The organism is Pantoea sp. EKM103V, from assembly GCF_011800365.1.
Lineage (GTDB): Bacteria > Pseudomonadota > Gammaproteobacteria > Enterobacterales > Enterobacteriaceae > Pantoea > Pantoea anthophila.
The window spans coordinates 123,107-140,258 of sequence record NZ_JAALFQ010000010.1; the positions used below are offsets into that span (position 1 = coordinate 123,107).

At 58.7% G+C, this 17,152-nt stretch carries 14 protein-coding genes; 2 read left to right on the forward strand and 12 right to left on the reverse strand.

Annotated elements, in window-relative coordinates; genetic code table 11:
• Window positions 1-74: 74 nt before the first annotated feature.
• Both HFD97_RS18040 and HFD97_RS18045 read left to right on the forward strand, forming a co-directional pair.
• Window positions 75-992: a LysR substrate-binding domain-containing protein gene (locus HFD97_RS18040; RefSeq protein ID WP_167430727.1), complete on the forward strand. Its 918-nt coding sequence runs from the start codon at window positions 75-77 to the stop codon at window positions 990-992.
• A gap of 228 nt (window positions 993-1,220) precedes the next feature.
• Entirely contained in the window at window positions 1,221-2,219 is a 999-nt protein-coding gene (locus HFD97_RS18045) for an aldo/keto reductase (RefSeq protein WP_154928310.1), read from the forward strand.
• Window positions 2,220-2,315: 96 nt separating this feature from the next.
• Here HFD97_RS18045 and HFD97_RS18050 read toward each other — a convergent pair whose 3' ends face one another.
• The 12 genes from HFD97_RS18050 to cheA all read right to left on the reverse strand — a co-directional run bounded on the left by HFD97_RS18050 (window position 2,316) and on the right by cheA (window position 17,146).
• Window positions 2,316-2,708, reverse strand: coding sequence for a flagellar protein FlhE (locus tag HFD97_RS18050; RefSeq protein ID WP_167430726.1), 393 nt, complete (start codon window positions 2,706-2,708; stop codon window positions 2,316-2,318).
• On the reverse strand, window positions 2,708-4,807 hold the full coding sequence (flhA, locus tag HFD97_RS18055; RefSeq protein ID WP_046102007.1) for a flagellar biosynthesis protein FlhA: 2,100 nt from the start codon (window positions 4,805-4,807) through the stop codon (window positions 2,708-2,710). Before flhA ends, HFD97_RS18050 begins: the two co-directional genes overlap by 1 nt.
• Window positions 4,800-5,951, reverse strand: coding sequence for a flagellar biosynthesis protein FlhB (gene flhB / locus HFD97_RS18060; RefSeq protein ID WP_167430725.1), 1,152 nt, complete (start codon window positions 5,949-5,951; stop codon window positions 4,800-4,802). The genes flhA and flhB overlap by 8 nt, the downstream gene beginning before the upstream one ends.
• A 191-nt stretch (window positions 5,952-6,142) precedes the next feature.
• Window positions 6,143-6,784, reverse strand: a complete 642-nt coding sequence (gene cheZ / locus HFD97_RS18065) for a protein phosphatase CheZ (protein WP_009089682.1) — start codon at window positions 6,782-6,784, stop codon at window positions 6,143-6,145.
• 9 nt (window positions 6,785-6,793) lie between these two features.
• Window positions 6,794-7,183, reverse strand: a complete 390-nt coding sequence (gene cheY / locus HFD97_RS18070; protein WP_003849158.1) for a chemotaxis response regulator CheY — start codon at window positions 7,181-7,183, stop codon at window positions 6,794-6,796.
• A 39-nt stretch (window positions 7,184-7,222) separates the two neighbouring features.
• Window positions 7,223-8,272, reverse strand: coding sequence for a chemotaxis response regulator protein-glutamate methylesterase (locus HFD97_RS18075; protein WP_009089678.1), 1,050 nt, complete (start codon window positions 8,270-8,272; stop codon window positions 7,223-7,225).
• On the reverse strand, window positions 8,272-9,144 hold the full coding sequence (cheR, locus tag HFD97_RS18080; RefSeq protein ID WP_009089677.1) for a protein-glutamate O-methyltransferase CheR: 873 nt from the start codon (window positions 9,142-9,144) through the stop codon (window positions 8,272-8,274). The genes HFD97_RS18075 and cheR overlap by 1 nt, the downstream gene beginning before the upstream one ends.
• A gap of 78 nt (window positions 9,145-9,222) precedes the next feature.
• The gene (locus tag HFD97_RS18085; protein WP_046102009.1) at window positions 9,223-10,899 is read right to left on the reverse strand and encodes a methyl-accepting chemotaxis protein; all 1,677 of its coding nucleotides are present in this window, start codon (window positions 10,897-10,899) and stop codon (window positions 9,223-9,225) included.
• 104 nt (window positions 10,900-11,003) lie between these two features.
• The gene (locus HFD97_RS18090) at window positions 11,004-12,566 is read right to left on the reverse strand and encodes a methyl-accepting chemotaxis protein (protein WP_167430724.1); all 1,563 of its coding nucleotides are present in this window, start codon (window positions 12,564-12,566) and stop codon (window positions 11,004-11,006) included.
• Window positions 12,567-12,809: 243 nt separating this feature from the next.
• Window positions 12,810-14,483: a methyl-accepting chemotaxis protein gene (locus tag HFD97_RS18095; RefSeq protein ID WP_167430723.1), complete on the reverse strand. Its 1,674-nt coding sequence runs from the start codon at window positions 14,481-14,483 to the stop codon at window positions 12,810-12,812.
• A 162-nt stretch (window positions 14,484-14,645) separates the two neighbouring features.
• On the reverse strand, window positions 14,646-15,140 hold the full coding sequence (gene cheW / locus HFD97_RS18100) for a chemotaxis protein CheW (RefSeq protein ID WP_009089670.1): 495 nt from the start codon (window positions 15,138-15,140) through the stop codon (window positions 14,646-14,648).
• Window positions 15,141-15,163: 23 nt separating this feature from the next.
• Complete coding sequence (gene cheA / locus HFD97_RS18105; RefSeq protein WP_181161907.1) at window positions 15,164-17,146, reverse strand: chemotaxis protein CheA; 1,983 nt, start codon at window positions 17,144-17,146, stop codon at window positions 15,164-15,166.
• Window positions 17,147-17,152: the final 6 nt, after the last annotated feature.

The window sequence follows — 17,152 nt, forward strand, 5'->3', positions numbered from 1 at the left end:
CGGAGAGGGCCTTCCCTCTCCGTCGCTGACCCCGCCTGCCCTATTCCCCCTTCTCTGAGTGGCAGAACGACCTCATGTCTGTAGCAGCGCATCTCATTAGCCGTCACCTTCCTGCGGTAAAGCAGTTGCAATGCTTTCTGGCGGTCGCGCATGAGCTCAACTTTCGCCGGGCCGCCGAACGCCTGAGAATGACGCAGCCTCCCCTGACCCGCCAGATTCAGAGTCTGGAAGATCTGCTGGGGCAGCCCCTCTTCAGCCGGACGCCCCATGAGGTGACGCTCACCGAAGCCGGGCAGGCCCTGGTTGCTAAAGCCGAAGCGATCCTCATCGCCCTCGAAGCCTTAACCCAGGATGCGGGCCCTGTTGCGTCGCGCCTGCGTATCGGCGTAACCCGAACGCTGAACTTTGAAGCTATCTCGCCGCTTAACCAGCAGCTCGTGGCACTTCATGCCAGTGAAGAGATGGAGATGCCCAGCCTGACCTCCGCGCAGCTGCTGCAGAACCTGGCCCGTAACACGCTCGATTTAATCCTCACCGGAGAAAAAGGCGCGGAGGCTGATGAGGCTGTCCACTACGCCTGGGTTTACCGCGAGCCGCTGCTGGTCGTCCTGCCCGCCTCTCATCCTGCCGCACGGGCGGAACAGGTTTCGCCTGAGGCCGTGGCTGACCTGCCCCTGTTCTGGTTCGCGCGCAGTGCCAATCCGCTGTTCTATGACAAATGTGAGCGCTACTTCGCCACGCTTCGCGTAGCGCTGAAACGGCAGCGGGAGCCGGAAGATTCACTGCTGATGCTGTCCCATATCGCCAGAGGCAAGGGTTTCGCCCTGATGCCCCGGTCAAAATGTACCTTCAATCAGGCCGGACTCTGCTACCGGCCGCTGAGCGAACGCGCGGCCCGGCACCTGGCAATTGATGTTTATGCCGCTATCCGTGCCGATGAAAAAAACGAGGCGGTTCTCGCAGCGCTGGAAAAATTATCCCCTCAAAAGTAAGCCATCCCTTAAAAACAGCTGCACTTCATCGGCGAAAATATATTTACGCCGTCCCCAAATGAAGCGTTAATTTGCCATTCCCGCCCTTTTCTATTGTGCAATTAATCGCCTTCCCCACCGCTCCGGTTAATCATTCACCTGCCTGATACCTTTCTGGTATTGCCAGAACAGCAATTCATGGCTGTCGGCATGAGTGAAACAATGGCGGCTCACTCACGAGGAGAGACAATGAAAACACGCACGTTATCTCAGGGGCTGGAGGTCAGCGCGATCGGTTATGGTGCAATGGGGCTGAGCGAATTTTATGGTCAGACCGACGACCGCCACTCACTGCAGCTGCTTAACCAGCTACGCGAAACCGGCATCACCTTTATCGACACCGCCGATCTTTATGGCCGCGGCCACAACGAGCAGTTGATCGGTCAGTTTCTTGCCGGGCTGAGCCAGGCCGACCGGCAGACATTTACCGTCGCCACCAAATGTGGCATCGCCCGGCCAGCGGATGAGGCCTATGCCCGCACCATCAATAATGAGCCGGACTACATTATCCGCAGCTGCCATGCGTCGCTGAAACGGCTGGGCGTTGAGCGCATTGACCTGTTCTATCTGCATCGTATCAGTCCGGCGACACCGATTGAGGAGAGCATGGCGTGCCTCAGCAGTCTGGTGCAGCAGGGCAAGATTGCACAGATTGGATTGTGCGAAGCCTCCGCCGCCACGCTGAAGCGGGCGCATGCCGTGCATCCTCTGGCGGCATTACAGACGGAGTATTCACTCTGGACGCGGGACATTGAGGCGGCGATCCTGCCAATGGTGAAACAGCTCGGCATCGGACTGGTGCCCTACTCGCCGCTGGGCAGAGGTTTTCTTACCGGTAAATACCGTAACAACAGCGATTTTACTGAAGGCGACTTCCGCAAAAATAATGACCGCTTCCAGCAACAAAATCTCGACCACAATCTCAGCCTTCTTCACGCGATCGCGCCGCTGGCTGAGAAATATCACGCCACCAGCGGGCAGATTGCGCTGGCGTGGTTACTGGCTCAGTATGAAAAAGTGGTGCCGATCCCGGGCACGAAGCAGCTCGTCTGGCTTCATGAAAATGCCGGGGCCGCAGAGATTGAACTGGAAGAGGCCGATGTCCGGCTGCTGAATGGCCTGCATCAGCAGATCGAAGTCAAAGGTGGCCGCTACTCTGAGGAGGGAATGAAGGGGGTAAATGGCTGACCCTGATTAGTACTTGCGCACTTTGCAACGGTGCGCAAGTGCTGAAAATGAGGGCTTTTGGATTATCCAGCCGCAGTCTGACTCGCGGCCGTAGCCCTACTCGTAGTTGACCATCACTTCGCTGCTGACCACCCGCAAACCTGGCGGCAGCGCCCCGCTTCCGGCAAAACCAAACACCATATGCAGCGGTTCATCGGCACTCAGATGGGCCAGCCCGCGCGTCACACCGCTGGCCCCCTCCAGCGTTGCGCAGCGCTGCACGCCGCAGAGCCGCACCTCCAGACCGGAAGGCGCCGGCCGGCTCAGCTCATAACGCCAGCTTATTACGCTGACCTCACCGCCGACACCGGTGGGGGGCGTCAGCGGCTGCGACCGCATCCAGCTGCCCCGGTTTGCCAGCGGTGGCCCGCTGACACTGCCACTCCAGGCCCCGCCGGCCGCCTGTGCCATCAGCGGAAGCAGCAGCAACAGAGCAATTGGCCAGCGCATTATTTGCCTCCGATGGTGGCGGTCATGCGGATCTGACGGTTGTCGCTCAGCTCCAGATTTGAAATTACCACCAGCTGTGGCAGGTTGCGGCGCAGGAAACGCGCCAGCAGCGCACGCAGCGGATGATTGACCAGCAGCACCGGTGGTGCGCCCAGCATCTCCTGACGCTGCAACGCCGCCTGTGCCTGGCTTAACAGCCGATCGGCCAGCCCCGGCTCCAGCCCGCCGCCGCCCTGCAGGGCCTGCAGCAACAGCCGTTCCAGCGTCGAGTCCAGCCCGATCACCTGCACCTCATCATTACCCGGGAACCACTGCTGGGTAATCGCACGGCCCAGCGCTACACGAACGACGCTGGTCAGCTCCTGCGGATCGCTCTGCACCGGCGCATGCTCCGCCAGCGTTTCAATGATGGTTCGCATATCGCGAATCGACACCCGCTCAACCAGCAGGTTCTGCAACACTTTATGCAGCGTCGTCAGCGTGATCACACCCGGCACCAGATCCTCGGTCAGCTTCGGCATCTCCTGCGTCACCCGATCCAGCAACTGCTGCGCTTCCTGACGACCAAACAGCTCGCTGGCGTACTGACCAATCAGGTGATTCAGGTGGGTCGCGACGACGGTACTGGCTTCCACTACGGTAAAGCCCTGAATCTGCGCCTGCTCTTTCAGCGCGCTGTCAATCCAGACCGCCGCCAGGCCAAAGGCGGGATCAACCGTGGCTTCACCCGGCAGCGAGCCAGCCGCCGTGCCTGGGTTGATCGCCATCCAGCGACCAGGGTACGCATCCCCGCTGCCAATCTCCACCCCTTTCATCAGAATGCGGTAGCGTGCAGGCGGCAGCTCCATATTGTCGCGAATGTGAACGACCGGCGGCAGGAAACCCACATCCTGAGCGACCTTCTTACGGATACTGCGGATACGCCCCAGCAGCTCGCCATTTTGCTGATGATCGACCATCGGAATCAGGCGGTAGCCCACTTCCATGCCCAGCGTGTCTTCCAGCTGCACATCGGTCCAGGAGGCTTCCGTGGTGGCAGGCGTGTCCGCCGCCGCTTTGTTACTGATGCTGCCTGCACTGTCCACTTTCTTCTTCGGCTGCATTTCGCGGCCGCGCAGCCACCAGGCCAGACCCAGTAAGGCCGCGGTAAACAGCAGGAAGACAAAGTTAGGCATGCCCGGCACCAGGCCCAGCAGACCGATTACCCCGGCGCTGAGCATCAGCACGCGCGGATCTTTGAACAGCTGGGTGACCATCTGCTCGCCCACATCCTGATCGGTGGCGACGCGCGTCACGATAACACCGGCCGCGGTGGAGATAACCAGCGCCGGGATCTGGGCGACAAGACCATCACCGATGGTCAGCAGGGTATAGGTTTCTGCGGCATGACCCACATCCATACCGTGCTGCACCACGCCGACCAGCAGGCCGCCGATGACGTTAATCACCATGATCATGATGCCTGCGATGGCATCCCCGCGAACGAACTTACTGGCACCGTCCATCGAGCCATAAAAGTCCGCTTCCTGGGTCACCTCTGCACGGCGACGCTTGGCCTCATCTTCGCCGATCAGACCGGCGTTGAGGTCGGCATCGATTGCCATCTGCTTACCGGGCATCCCGTCCAGCACAAAGCGCGCGCCAACTTCCGCGATACGCCCGGCACCCTTGGTGATAACCATGAAGTTGATGATGACGAGGATGATAAACACCACAATACCGATGGCGAAGTTTCCGCCCACCAGGAAGTGGCCGAACGCTTCCACCACCTGCCCCGCCGCCGCGGCACCCGTGTGTCCTTCCATCAGGATGATACGGGTCGACGCGACGTTGAGCGCCAGGCGCAGCAGCGTAGAGAAGAGCAGGATGGTCGGGAATGCCGCAAACTCCAGGGTCCGCTGGGTGAACATCGACACCAGCAGGATCATGATTGACAGCGCAATGTTAAAGGTAAACAGCAGATCGAGGATGAATGGCGGTAAAGGCAGCACCATCATCGACAGGATCATCAGGATCAGCACCGGACCTGCCAGCACCTGCCACTGCATCTCTTTAAAGTTGCCCGGTAAACGTAGTTTTGCGGCCAGGTTGTTAGCCATCGTTTTTGCTCTCTCCTGCAAAGTCCATCTCTGCCGGAACCGGCAGGTTTTTTGGTTTGGCTGGGATCAGGCCGCCTTCACGCTTCCAGCGGCGTGACTGCCAGACCCATGCCAGTACCTCTGCCACGGCAGCATAAAGCGCGCCGGGGATGTGCTGACCAATCTCAGTGTGTCGATACAAGGCACGCGCCAGCGGCGGTGCTTCCAGAACCGGGATACGGTGCTCCGCGCCCAGTTCACGAATTCTCAGGGCTATCTCGCCTGCGCCTTTGGCGACGACTTTTGGCGCACTCATCTTCTTCTCGTTGTACTGCAGCGCCACCGAGTAGTGCGTCGGGTTGGTGACGATAACGTCTGCTTTCGGCACATCCGCCATCATGCGGCGGCGCGCGGCGGCGCGCATCTGCTGGCGGATACGCCCCTTAACGTGCGGGTCACCCTCCTGCTGCTTATGCTCGTCGCGGATCTCCTGCATCGACATCTTCAGCTTTTTGAAGTGGCTGTAAAGCTGCCAGAAGACGTCATATCCCACCATCGGCACCAGCCCCAGCATCACCAGCGAACAGCAGACGGCGATCATCTCCATGCCGTGGATCAGCGCGTTAATCGGGGCTTCGCTGATCAGCCGCAGCATCTCCGGCCAGTGGCTCCAGATGTACCACCAGCCCACGGCACCGACGAGAATGGTTTTGAGCACGCCTTTAAACAGTTCGGTCCAGGCCTGAGCGGCAAACATCCGCTTGAAACCGGCCATCGGACTCAGTTTTTTCAGGTCGAACTTGATCGATTTGCCGCTGAACACGATACCGCCCAGCAACATAGGGGCGGCAATCGCCACCAGCACCAGCCCGCCCATCAGGGGCAGCAGCGCCATCAGCGCCTGCGTGATCAGTCCGCCGATGTGGCTGACAATGATTTTGTCATCTCTGACCATGCCATGATCAAAGCGGAGGCCGGTGGCCACCATCGCGGCCAGCCGGTGCGCCATCATGTTGCCGCCTATCCACAGGATCATGATGCCGGCCAGCAGCATCAGTAATGACGTCAGTTCGCGCGAACGCGGAATCTGGCCCTCTTCACGCGCTTTCTCAAGTCGGTGGGCCGTGGGCGATTCTGTTTTGTCTTCGTCGCTTTCTTCAGCCACGACAAACCTCAGCTGGCAGGAATTCTGAGCATAGGATGCCAAATCTGGCTTAAGTCAAAGCGGAGATAAGATGGGGAAAAAGGGCGTTCTTTCGGGGATGAATCTGGCAATGGGGAACGGGGCCACCGGAGGGTGACCCTGTTTTGCGGCAGTACAGCGCTGTTGCCCGCCCGCAGGCGGACAACATCGGGTCAGAACCCTAAGCTGTCCAGCAGGTCATCAACCTGATCCTGGTTCGCCACCACGCCCGGTGCATCGGCGTGGATCTGCGGCCCGTTCAGCAGGCTGGTGCCCTCCTGGCGCTTCTCTGCGCTGACTTCCGGCATGTTCTCCAGCAGCACCATCAACAGCTGGCGCTCAATCTCCTGGATCACATCCATCATGCGCTTGATCACCTGACCGGTCAGATCCTGGAAATCCTGCGCCATCATGATGGCCAGCAGCTGTTTGTTGGTGAAGGAGGTATGCTCTGGCACAGCGTCGAGGAATGCGCGCGTATCCGTCACCAACTCCCGCGCATCACCCAGTTCAATCGGGTTCTCAAACCACTCATCCCAACGCCCTTTCAGCTGAGTTGCCCCGGCTTCCATTTTATCCTGATGTGGCTGAGCTGCTTCAACACAGTTCAGCGCACGGTCGGCGGCCTGCGCCGTCATCTGCACCACGTAATCCAGACGGTCGCGGGCATCAGGAATGGCTTCAGCAGCATCGGCGATGGCTTTATCCAGCCCCAGCTCGCGCAGGCTGTCGCGCAGCATGCGGGTCAGAGACCCGATGCGACTGATGATGTCGTGTGCCGAGGCATCCATAGTTGGTTTCGGAAGGTCGCTCATCACATCTCCTTACATGCCCAGTTTTTCAAAAATTTTACCCAGCTTCTCTTCCAGGGTAGCGGCGGTGAAAGGCTTCACCACATATCCGCTGGCGCCTGCCTGAGCAGCAGCGATAATGTTCTCTTTCTTCGCTTCTGCGGTCACCATCAACACCGGCAGCGTGCTCATCGCCGCGTCGGCACGAATGGTCTGCAGCAGCTGCAGGCCATCCATGTTTGGCATGTTCCAGTCAGAAATGACGAAGTCGAAACCGCCTGCTTTCAGTTTGCCAAGGGCATCCACACCATCTTCTGCTTCTTCTACGTTATTGAAGCCCAGCTCTTTCAGCAGGTTACGGACAATACGACGCATCGTATTGAAGTCGTCTACTACCAAAAAGCGCATGTTTTTATCAGCCATATCTACTCCTGAGTTGTCTCGCCCGGCAGGACGGGCCTGTTAAATACGCAATGCCTGTCCGGCGCTAATTTTCGCCAGCATGTGCTGGCTGATGTTGCTTAAATCCACGACTTCATTCACACCGCCTGTGGCAATTGCCTCACGCGGCATGCCAAATACCACACAGCTGGCCTCGCTCTGCGCGATGGTCCAGGCTCCCGCCCGGTTCATCTCCAGCATCCCGGCGGCGCCGTCGTTGCCCATACCGGTGAGGATCACCCCCACCGCATTTCGTCCGGCGTTGATCGCCACCGATTTGAACAGCACATCCACCGACGGTTTGTGCCGGTTAACCGGCGGGCCGTCATTAAGTTTCACGACATAGTTGGCACCGCTTCGGGCCAGCTCCATATGCATCGCGCCTGGCGCGATATAGGCGTGACCCGGCAGAATACGCTCGCCATCTTCCGCCTCTTTCACCGTGATCTGACACAGCTTGTTCAGACGCTCGGCAAAGGAGCGGGTAAAGCCTGGTGGCATGTGCTGGGTAATCAGCAGCGCCGGGCTGGTCGCCGGTAACGGCTGCAGCACATGACGGATCGCCTCGGTGCCGCCGGTAGAGGAGCCAATCGCAATCAGTTTCTCACTACTCAGCAGCGGCCCTGCTTTCAGCGTCACCGGGGCCGGCATCGCGGCGCGGTTATGCAGACGGGCACGGGCCGCGGCGCGGATCTTGTCGCCAATCATCTGGCTGTAAGCCAGCATCCCTTCGCGGATGCCGAGCTGGGGCTTGGTGACGAAATCGACCGCCCCCAGTTCCAGCGCCCGCAGCGTAATCTCGGAGCCTTTTCCGGTCAGCGAGGAGACCATCACGACCGGCATCGGGCGTAACCGCATCAGTTTTTCCAGGAAATCGAGACCATCCATGCGCGGCATTTCCACATCCAGCGTCAGCACCTGCGGATTGAACTGCTTAATCAAATCGCGGGCGACCAGCGGATCCGGCGCCGTAGCGACCATCTCCATATCCGGATGACTGTTGATGATTTCCGTCATCAGTTGCCGCATCAGCGCAGAGTCATCTACGCACATCACGGTGATTTTGCTCATCATCTTTCCTTCGTCAGTCCATAGACGGTTTGTCCGCGCAGCCAGAACTCTTTACTGATCTGACTGAAGTTCTCTGAGTGACCGGCGAACAGAATGCCGCCCGGCTTCAGCAGCGGGACAAACCGACGCAGAATCTTCTCCTGCGTCTCTTTATCGAAATAGATCATCACATTGCGACAGAATATGGCGTCAAACGGCCCCGGCAGCGCCCACTCGTTAGCCAGCAGGTTAAGCTGGGCGAACGTGACCAGGCCACTGAGCTCAGGGCGCGCCCGCACCATGCCTGCATGCGGCCCGGTTCCGCGCAGGAAGAAGCGCTGCATCTGCGCCGGTGACAGCGTGCGCAGCTCCTCCTGGCGATAGACGCCGGAGACCGCTTTTTCCAGTACCTGGGTGTCGATATCGCTGGCGTGAACCTGAAATTTGCCGGGTCCGGTCCCCAGCGTTTCGGCCAGCGTCATGGCGATCGAATAGGGTTCTTCGCCGGTTGACGCCGCGGTGCTCCAGACGCTGAAGTTGCCCTGACGCTTACGTGCATGCTCCGCCAGAATCGGGAAGTGATGCGCTTCACGGAAGAACGCGGTCAGGTTAGTCGTCAGGGCGTTAATAAACGCCTGCCACTCGGCACTGTTCGGGTCGGACTCCAGCAGCGCCAGGTAGCGACCAAAATCGTCGATGTTCAGCGTGCGCAGACGACGAACCAGACGGTTGTAAACCATCTCACGCTTGTGATCGGCCAGTACGATACCGGCACGCTGATAGATCAGCTGGCTGATACGGCGAAAATGCGCATCGGAGAGCGGCAGGCGCTGCACCATCTGTGACAGCAGCGTTGTCGTCTCATTTTGATCTAATATCGTCGATTTTTTCATCTCTGCACCTGGCCCGAACTGAATACATTAACTCTGCTGCGATGTCCGGCCGCGAAACGGCGGCCGGACGACGGGCGATTAAAAGGTTTCCCAGTTGTCGTCACTGCGCGCAGCAGACTGACGGCCAACGGCTAACGGCGCATCAAGCTGTAGGGTTTTTGTCGCCGTTGTCTTGTTAACGGCCTGAGCGACAAATTCTTTACCAATATTGAACACTGAAACCGCCTGTTTTAAGTGACTTGCCTGATCTTCGAGCGCCGCAGCGGCTGCCGCTGACTCTTCGACCAGTGAGGCGTTCTGCTGGGTCACGCGATCCATCTCGGTAACCGCCAGGCCAACCTGGTCGATACCGCGGCTCTGCTCGTCTGACGCAGAGGCGATTTCACCCATGATGTCGGTCACGCGGGTCACCGCGCTGACGATGTTGCTCATGGTGTCACCGGCGCTTTCTACCAGCACCGAGCCGGTGTTCACGCGACTCACGGAATCTTCAATCAGGCCTTTGATCTCTCTTGCGGCCTGGGCGCTGCGCTGCGCCAGGCTACGCACTTCACCAGCCACCACGGCAAAACCGCGTCCCTGTTCACCCGCACGGGCGGCTTCAACCGCCGCGTTCAGCGCCAGAATGTTGGTCTGGAAGGCGATACCGTCGATGACGCTGGTGATATCGGCAATTTTCTTCGAGCTGCCCGCAATCTCTTTCATGGTGGTGACCACGCCATCCACCACTTTGCCGCCCTGCTGCGCGGTTTCCGAGGCGGTCAGCGCCAGCTTGGACGCCTGACGGGCGTTTTCGGCGTTCTGCTTCACGGTGGCCGTCAGCTGCTCCATACTGGCCGCGGTCTGCTCCAGAGAGGCCGCCTGCTCTTCCGTACGCGAAGAGAGATCGTTGTTGCCGATAGCGATTTCGCTGGCACCGGTGTAGATGGCGTCAGAGCCATCACGCACGGTACGTACGGTACGCACCAGCTCCTGCTGCATGTGCTGCAGAGAGGTCAGCAACTCACCGATTTCGTTTCGCACGCTAATCTCGATCGGCTGAGTCAGATCGCCACGCGCAATGTGCTGGATATGTTCCATGCTCTGACGCAGCGGACGGATCAGCACCGAGCGCATCACATTCCAGACCAGGATAATCATCAGCAGCGTGACTGCCAGCGTGGCCACCACGATGGTGATTGAGCGGGTATAGGCCTGCTGGTTAGCTTCGACACCCTGCTTCGCCAGGACCTGGTTGTACTCAAGCCAGGCGGTGTAATCTTTCTGGAACTTGTCCTGATAGCTCTGGGTTGGCTGATCAACAAAACCCTTGAAGTTGCCGGTGGTGAAGAAGACCATCAGCTCCGCCAGCGCATCGTGATAGGCCTTGTAGTTCGCCTGCAGTGCCAGGACGTTTTCGGCCGTTTTGCCCTTTTCCGACAGGTTATCGTTGAAGATCTGATAGTTGATTTCCGCCTGTTTCAGCTCTTCACCCGCCAGTGCCACCAGCTCTTTCACGCTGGCACCCGATCCCGCCATCTGCGCATCCTGCAGAAAACGAATTCCGGCGCGGTTGAGGGTGTTGCGCGCCTGAACAAGCGAAACCCATGAGGTGCCCATAGCCTGCTGCAGCGTATTCAGACGCTGGTTGTAGGCAAAGTTATCTTTATCTGAACTGACAGTTTTGAAGAACATTCCGCCGGAAAACAGCTGCAGCAGCGCAAACAGCGCCAGCACACACAGCAGGCCGGAAACAACGCGTACTCGACTAAACATAAACACCTCATTGGTTGCGATTCGTTTTGTTTATCGGCGCAACGTGAGGGAACTTTATGGATGGCGACGGCTTTACGCCGTCACCAGAGTCAAAGGAAGGAAAATCAGGCGCGGGAGATTTTGAAAACGGAGACCGCCTGCATCAGTACGCTGGCCTGCTGCTCCAGTGCGGCGGCCGCGGCGGCCGACTCCTCAACCAGGGAGGCGTTCTGCTGCGTGACGCGATCCATCTCGGTCACCGCCTGTCCGACCTGCTCAATACCACGGCTCTGCTCATCCGATGCCGAGGCGATTTCGCCCATGATGTCGGTGACGCGGGTGACCGCCCCGACGATCTCGCTCATGGTGCTACCGGCGCTTTCCACCTGCAGTGAACCACTGTTGACGCGCGTCACGGAATCTTCGATCAGGCCTTTAATCTCTTTGGCGGCCTGTGCGCTGCGCTGCGCCAGGCTGCGAACTTCACCGGCCACGACCGCAAAACCGCGCCCCTGTTCACCGGCTCGCGCCGCTTCCACGGCGGCGTTCAGCGCCAGGATGTTCGTCTGGAAGGCGATGCCATCGATCACGCTGATGATGTCAGCAATTTTCTTCGAGCTGCCCGCGATCTCTTTCATGGTGCTGACGACACCATCGACCACTTTTCCGCCCTGCTGCGCGGTTTCCGAGGCGGTCAGCGCCAGCTGAGAGGCCTGGCGGGCGTTGTCCGCATTCTGCTTCACGGTGGCGGTCAGCTGTTCCATGCTGGCTGCGGTCTGCTCCAGCGAGGCGGCCTGCTCTTCGGTGCGGGCCGACAGATCGTTATTACCGGCCGCGATTTCGCTGGCGCCGGTAAAGATGGCATCAGAGCCGTCGCGCACATTGCCGACCGTCATCACCAGTGACTGCTGCATCTCATGGATGCCTGCGGCCAGCTGGCTCATCTCGTTGCGGCCATCAACCACAATCGGCTGTGTCAGATCGCCAGACGCGATAGCACGAATCTGGGTCAGCAGTTGGTGCAGCGGCTGAATCAGCACCTGACGCAGGCCAAACCAGCAGGCGACGATCACGGCAATGACCGTAACGCCAATCGTGCCCAGCAGCCACATCATCTGGGTGAAGGCACGCTGGTTCTGCGCCATGCCCTGATCGGAAAGCTCAGTCTGACGTTCACGCCATTTATCATAGCTATCTTGCATGGTGACCTGTTTCTGTTCGATGTTCTGTTTAAACATCCCTTCCAGATCATGGGCCTGCAGACTTTTTACCATCGCTTTCAGGCCGTTTTCGTAACTGGCATAATCGGCTTCAAGCTTGTCGCTCATCGCCTCATCCAGACCCGGCGTGGTCGGCAGATGGTAATAGATTTTAAAATGGCGATCGGCTTCCGCTAACTGACTGTTAGCGCGGTTCATCAGATCATCCAGCTGACCGCCGTTCATCTGCGCCGCCATGCTGGTCTGCAACCGCAGCATCGCACGGTTGAGCGTGGTGCGGCTGTTGTTCAGAGAGATATAGGCATCCGTCATCGAGGTGACGTTGCGGTTAGAGACCTGCGACAGTGCAAAAGCCGCTTTGTCATTGTTCAGAGCGGACCAGAAAAGGCTGCCAGAAATTAACTGGAGCGCGCCAAAGATAACCAGTACGGCGATTAAACTGGTCACCACTTTTATTTTTTTTAACATCTCGTTCCCCTGCAGGTTGATTAAGGTGCAGCGGCTATATCGGCGTGATTGCGGGATTAATTAACGCTTTTCGGCACCTGAAGACCGAAAATGGCTTTTGTAATTATTTTTATCAGCGCGGGGCTATCAGTTTGACTTTAGTCAGAAAAATCATGGAGGGCGCTGCGCAGCCCGCAGGATGCGCAGCGTTAAATCGCACGGATCGCCAGTGCGTTTCACTGGCGTGTGGCGTTCTGTCAGCGGTCAGAAGGTTTCCCAGTGGGTGTCACTGACCGGTGCCGTCAGGGCTTTGCGTGAGACCGGCAGCGCGGTCACGGGGGCGGCGATCGGCACATGCTTCGTCAGGGTCTGTGGGGCAGCGTCGCGTCTGATTTTAAACAGCGATACGGACTGGCTTAACCGGCTGGCCTGATCTTCCAGCGAGGCCGCCGCGGCCGCAGACTCCTCTACCAGCGAGGCGTTCTGCTGGGTGACACGATCCATTTCGGTGACCGCCTCCCCCACCTGATCAATTCCCCGACTCTGCTCATCAGAGGCCGAGGCGATTTCGCCCATGATGTCGGTGACGCGGGTCACCGCACTGACGATATCGTTCATGGTTTCACCGGCGGTGCCGACCAGCTGTGAGCCAATGCTGACCCGGTTGACCGAGTCGTCGATCAGCCCTTTGATCTCTTTGGCCGCCTGGGCGCTGCGCTGCGCCAGGTTGCGCACTTCCCCTGCCACCACCGCAAATCCGCGTCCCTGTTCACCGGCGCGGGCCGCTTCCACGGCGGCGTTCAGCGCCAGAATGTTGGTCTGGAAAGCGATGCCATCAATCACGCTGGTGATGTCGGCAATCTTCTTCGAGCTGCCGGCGATTTCACTCATGGTTTTCACCACGCCATCCACCACGCTGCCGCCTTTTTCTGCGGTTTGCGAGGCACTGAGCGCCAGCTGTGACGCCTGACGGGCGTTTTCGGCGTTCTGTTTCACGGTGGCGGTCAGCTGCTCCATGCTGGCTGCGGTCTGCTCCAGTGAGGCGGCCTGCTGTTCCGTCCGGGCGGATAGATCATTATTCCCGGCGGAGATCTCACTGGCACCGGTGAAAATCGCATCTGAGCCATCGCGCACCTGGCTGACGGTACGCACCAGCGACTGCTGCATCTCATGCAGACTGGCGGCAAGCTGCGTCATCTCGTTGCGCCCTTCCACGACGATGGTATGGGTTAAATCACCCCGGGCGATATGCCGGATGTGATCGATGCTCTCGTTCAGCGGCGTCAGAACGATTTTACGCAGTCCGGACCAGCAGAGCAGAATCACCGCCAGCACGGCGACCAGAATCGTGCCCAGGATCCACATCATCCGACTGTAGGCCGTGCTGTTCGCCTCTGCGCCCAGCGAAGCCAGGCGATTCTGATCGGCACGCCACTCACGATAGAGGGTTAAAAAGGCACTCTGACTGGGGGCGACCGGAATTTTACCGGCGGCGGTGAGATCGCCCGCCTGCAGCGCCGTCTGCATGGCACCCAGCGCCCCGGCATAATCCGCGTAGCGCTGGTCGAGCTGGCTGTTAAGTTGCTGATTCTGTCCCGGGGTGTCCGGTATCTCTTTGAACAGCCGGTAAAAGCCCTCTGCCGACTGCTGGAATCCTTTGCTCTCTTCAAACAGCCCCGCGACGTCGGCAGTTTTGCCCTCCAGTTTGCTGGTGGCGAAACGTAACTGAACACGCGTCAGCAGGACCCGGCTCTGATTCAGGCTGAGATAGGCGTCGTTCAGTGCCTCAGTATTTTTGGCCGCCAGCTGGGAGACCGCGAAACTCTGCTTGTCGTGGCTCAGCGCGGAGTAGAAAACAGAACCGGAGATGGCCTGTAAAAGCCCAAACACCAGCAACACCAGCAACAGACTGGTGACAACACGGATTTTCGTTAACATGATTAACCCTGAAAAAAGTAAGTGATTTGAGGTGACGTCTGAAGTATCGGCAGGAGGAGGCAAAAAATCAGAGGGGGAGACGTGTTTATTATCTGAACAGAAAGGGATAATTACCGGTGAGAATGATCACGGGCCGGTTAAGACCGGCCCGTGATAAAGACATTACGCGCGCAGGTTATCGACCAGCGCCATCTCGTCGCTGCTCAGCAGCTTCTCGATGTCGACCAGAATCAGCATACGCTCGCCGAGCGCACCCAGACCGGTCAGGTATTCGGTAGACATGGTGACCGCGAACTCCGGGGAAGGACGGATCTGATCCTGAGTCAGCGACAGCACATCAGAGACGCCGTCAACCACAATGCCGACCACGCGGTTTTCCAGATTCAGCACGATGACCACGGTGTTGTCATTGTACTCCACATCGGGCTGTGCAAACTTCACGCGCAGATCGATGATCGGCACGATAACGCCGCGCAGGTTGGTTACACCACGGATAAAGTCAGGGGTGTTTGCGATACGGGTAACCTGATCGTAACCGCGGATCTCCTGCACTTTAAGGATATCGATGCCGTACTCTTCGTCGCCCAGCGTGAAAACCAGGAACTCCTGACCTACGGTTTCGCCAGCAATTTTTGTCACGGTTGCCATTCCATTCATGTTATTTACCTTTTCGTTTTCAATCAGGCGGCAGCGCCGGCCACACGTTTTTCACGGTTCAGAGATTGCAGGGCGGAGACATCGACAATCAGCGCGACGCTACCGTCACCCAGAATGGTCGCGGCAGAGATGCCCGGCACCTTGCGATAGTTGCTCTCCAGGTTCTTCACCACCACCTGATGCTGACCAATCAGCTGATCGACCAGCAGCGCATAGCGTTTGCCCGCGCTCTGCAGGATCACGACGATGCCCTGCGTGGCTTCCGTTTTCGCGCCCTGCACATCAAAGACGTTCCACAGTTCAACCAGCGGCAGATATTCGCCACGCACTTCCAGAACGCACTCGCCACCCGCCAGCGGCTTCAGCTCTTCGGCGCGTGGTTGCAGCGACTCCATCACCGCATTCAGCGGCAGAATGAAGACTTCGTCAGCCACACGAACGGACATGCCGTCGAGGATGGCCAGCGTCAGAGGCAGCAGGATGCGAATGGTGGTGCCTTTGCCCTGCTTCGAGGCGATTTCGACGTGACCGCCCATCTCCTGAATATTTCGTTTCACCACGTCCATACCGACGCCGCGTCCGGAAACATCTGTCACCTGCTCTGCGGTGGAGAAGCCTGGCGCAAAGATCAGCATGCCGACCTCTTCATCACTCATGTTCTCGCTGACCGGCAGGCCGGATGAGAGCGCTTTAGCCAGAATACGTTCACGGTTAAGGCCGGCACCATCGTCGGAGACTTCGATACAGATGTTGCCGCCCTGGTGTTCCGCGGAGAGCGTCAGGTTACCGGTCGCAACCTTGCCAGCCGCCACGCGTTTCTCAGGCGTTTCGATACCGTGGTCCAGGCTGTTACGCACCAGGTGCGTTAACGGGTCGATGATGCGCTCAATCAGGCTCTTATCGAGTTCGGTCGAGCTGCCCAGCAGGGTCAGTTCAACCTCTTTGCCGAGCTTGCTGGCCAGGTCACGCACCAGACGCGGGAAGCGGCTGAAGACATATTCCATTGGCATCATACGAATCGACATCACCGATTCCTGCAGATCGCGGGCATTACGCTCCAGCTGACCCATGCTGTTCAGCAGGTCGCCATGCGCGACCGGGTCCAGCTCGCCGGAACGCTGCGCCAGCATGGACTGGGTGATCACCAGCTCCCCCACCAGGTTGATCAGCTGATCAACCTTCTCTACCGCCACGCGGATACTGGTGGATTCGCTTGATTTGGCCGGGGCCGCGGCGCGCTTGCTTTCACGCTTCGCTGGTGCCACCGGCAGTTCGGTGACGCTGGCCGTGTGGACTTCTTCCACCACGGGCGCGGCAACCGCCGCCACCGGTGCGGCAACGGCGTCGTCCGCCTCCGGGAAGCGGATCTGTGCTTCGTCGATGACGAAGCAGAGCACCGCCACGATGTCATCTTTGCCCACGCCATCGATGCAGACATCCAGCGTGGTGCTGCCTTTCTGCACGTTGGTCAGGGTGCCGAGGTTGCCCATCTCTTCCAGCATCAGATCGACTTCTTTCTCTTTGAGGTCGATCAGCTGAACACGCAGGCCACTGCTGCTGGTGCTGACAGGTTCTTCACTGACAGGCACCACGCTGACCGGCAGTTCTGCCGGCAGACCTTTAGCCTCCAGCGCCAGCTGGCGCAGTGCTTCACAAATATATTTGAAGCTTTCCGCGTTCGGCTCCTGCGCGGTTTTATATGCATCGAGCTGTTCCTGCATAATATCTTTGGTTTCCAAAAACAGGTTGATGATGTCGGTGCTGAGCTGCATCTCGCCGCGACGAGCACCATCCAGAATGTTTTCCAGGATGTGAGTCGTTTCCTGTAATACCGTAAAACCAAAGGTTCCGGCCCCACCCTTTATGGAGTGAGCGGCACGGAAGATGGCGTTGAGCTGTTCAGAATCTGGCTCCTGCGGGTCAAGGCCCAGCAGGTGTTGTTCCATATCCGCTAATAGCTCATCGGCTTCATCAAAAAACGTCTGGTAAAAATCGCTGATGTCCATACTCAC

Excerpts from the sequence above, each read along its gene's own strand:
- HFD97_RS18040 (WP_167430727.1), top strand. The coding sequence starts at position 75 with ATGTCTGTAGCAGCGCATCTCATTAGCCGTCACCTTCCTGCGGTAAAG.
- HFD97_RS18045 (WP_154928310.1), top strand. The coding sequence starts at position 1,221 with ATGAAAACACGCACGTTATCTCAGGGGCTGGAGGTCAGCGCGATCGGT.
- HFD97_RS18050 (WP_167430726.1), bottom strand. The coding sequence starts at position 2,708 with ATGCGCTGGCCAATTGCTCTGTTGCTGCTGCTTCCGCTGATGGCACAG.
- flhA (WP_046102007.1), bottom strand. The coding sequence starts at position 4,807 with ATGGCTAACAACCTGGCCGCAAAACTACGTTTACCGGGCAACTTTAAA.
- cheZ (WP_009089682.1), bottom strand. The coding sequence starts at position 6,784 with ATGAGCGACCTTCCGAAACCAACTATGGATGCCTCGGCACACGACATC.
- cheY (WP_003849158.1), bottom strand. The coding sequence starts at position 7,183 with ATGGCTGATAAAAACATGCGCTTTTTGGTAGTAGACGACTTCAATACG.
- HFD97_RS18075 (WP_009089678.1), bottom strand. The coding sequence starts at position 8,272 with ATGAGCAAAATCACCGTGATGTGCGTAGATGACTCTGCGCTGATGCGG.
- cheR (WP_009089677.1), bottom strand. The coding sequence starts at position 9,144 with ATGAAAAAATCGACGATATTAGATCAAAATGAGACGACAACGCTGCTG.
- HFD97_RS18085 (WP_046102009.1), bottom strand. The coding sequence starts at position 10,899 with ATGTTTAGTCGAGTACGCGTTGTTTCCGGCCTGCTGTGTGTGCTGGCG.
- HFD97_RS18090 (WP_167430724.1), bottom strand. The coding sequence starts at position 12,566 with ATGTTAAAAAAAATAAAAGTGGTGACCAGTTTAATCGCCGTACTGGTT.
- HFD97_RS18095 (WP_167430723.1), bottom strand. The coding sequence starts at position 14,483 with ATGTTAACGAAAATCCGTGTTGTCACCAGTCTGTTGCTGGTGTTGCTG.
- cheW (WP_009089670.1), bottom strand. The coding sequence starts at position 15,140 with ATGAATGGAATGGCAACCGTGACAAAAATTGCTGGCGAAACCGTAGGT.
- cheA (WP_181161907.1), bottom strand. The coding sequence starts at position 17,146 with ATGGACATCAGCGATTTTTACCAGACGTTTTTTGATGAAGCCGATGAG.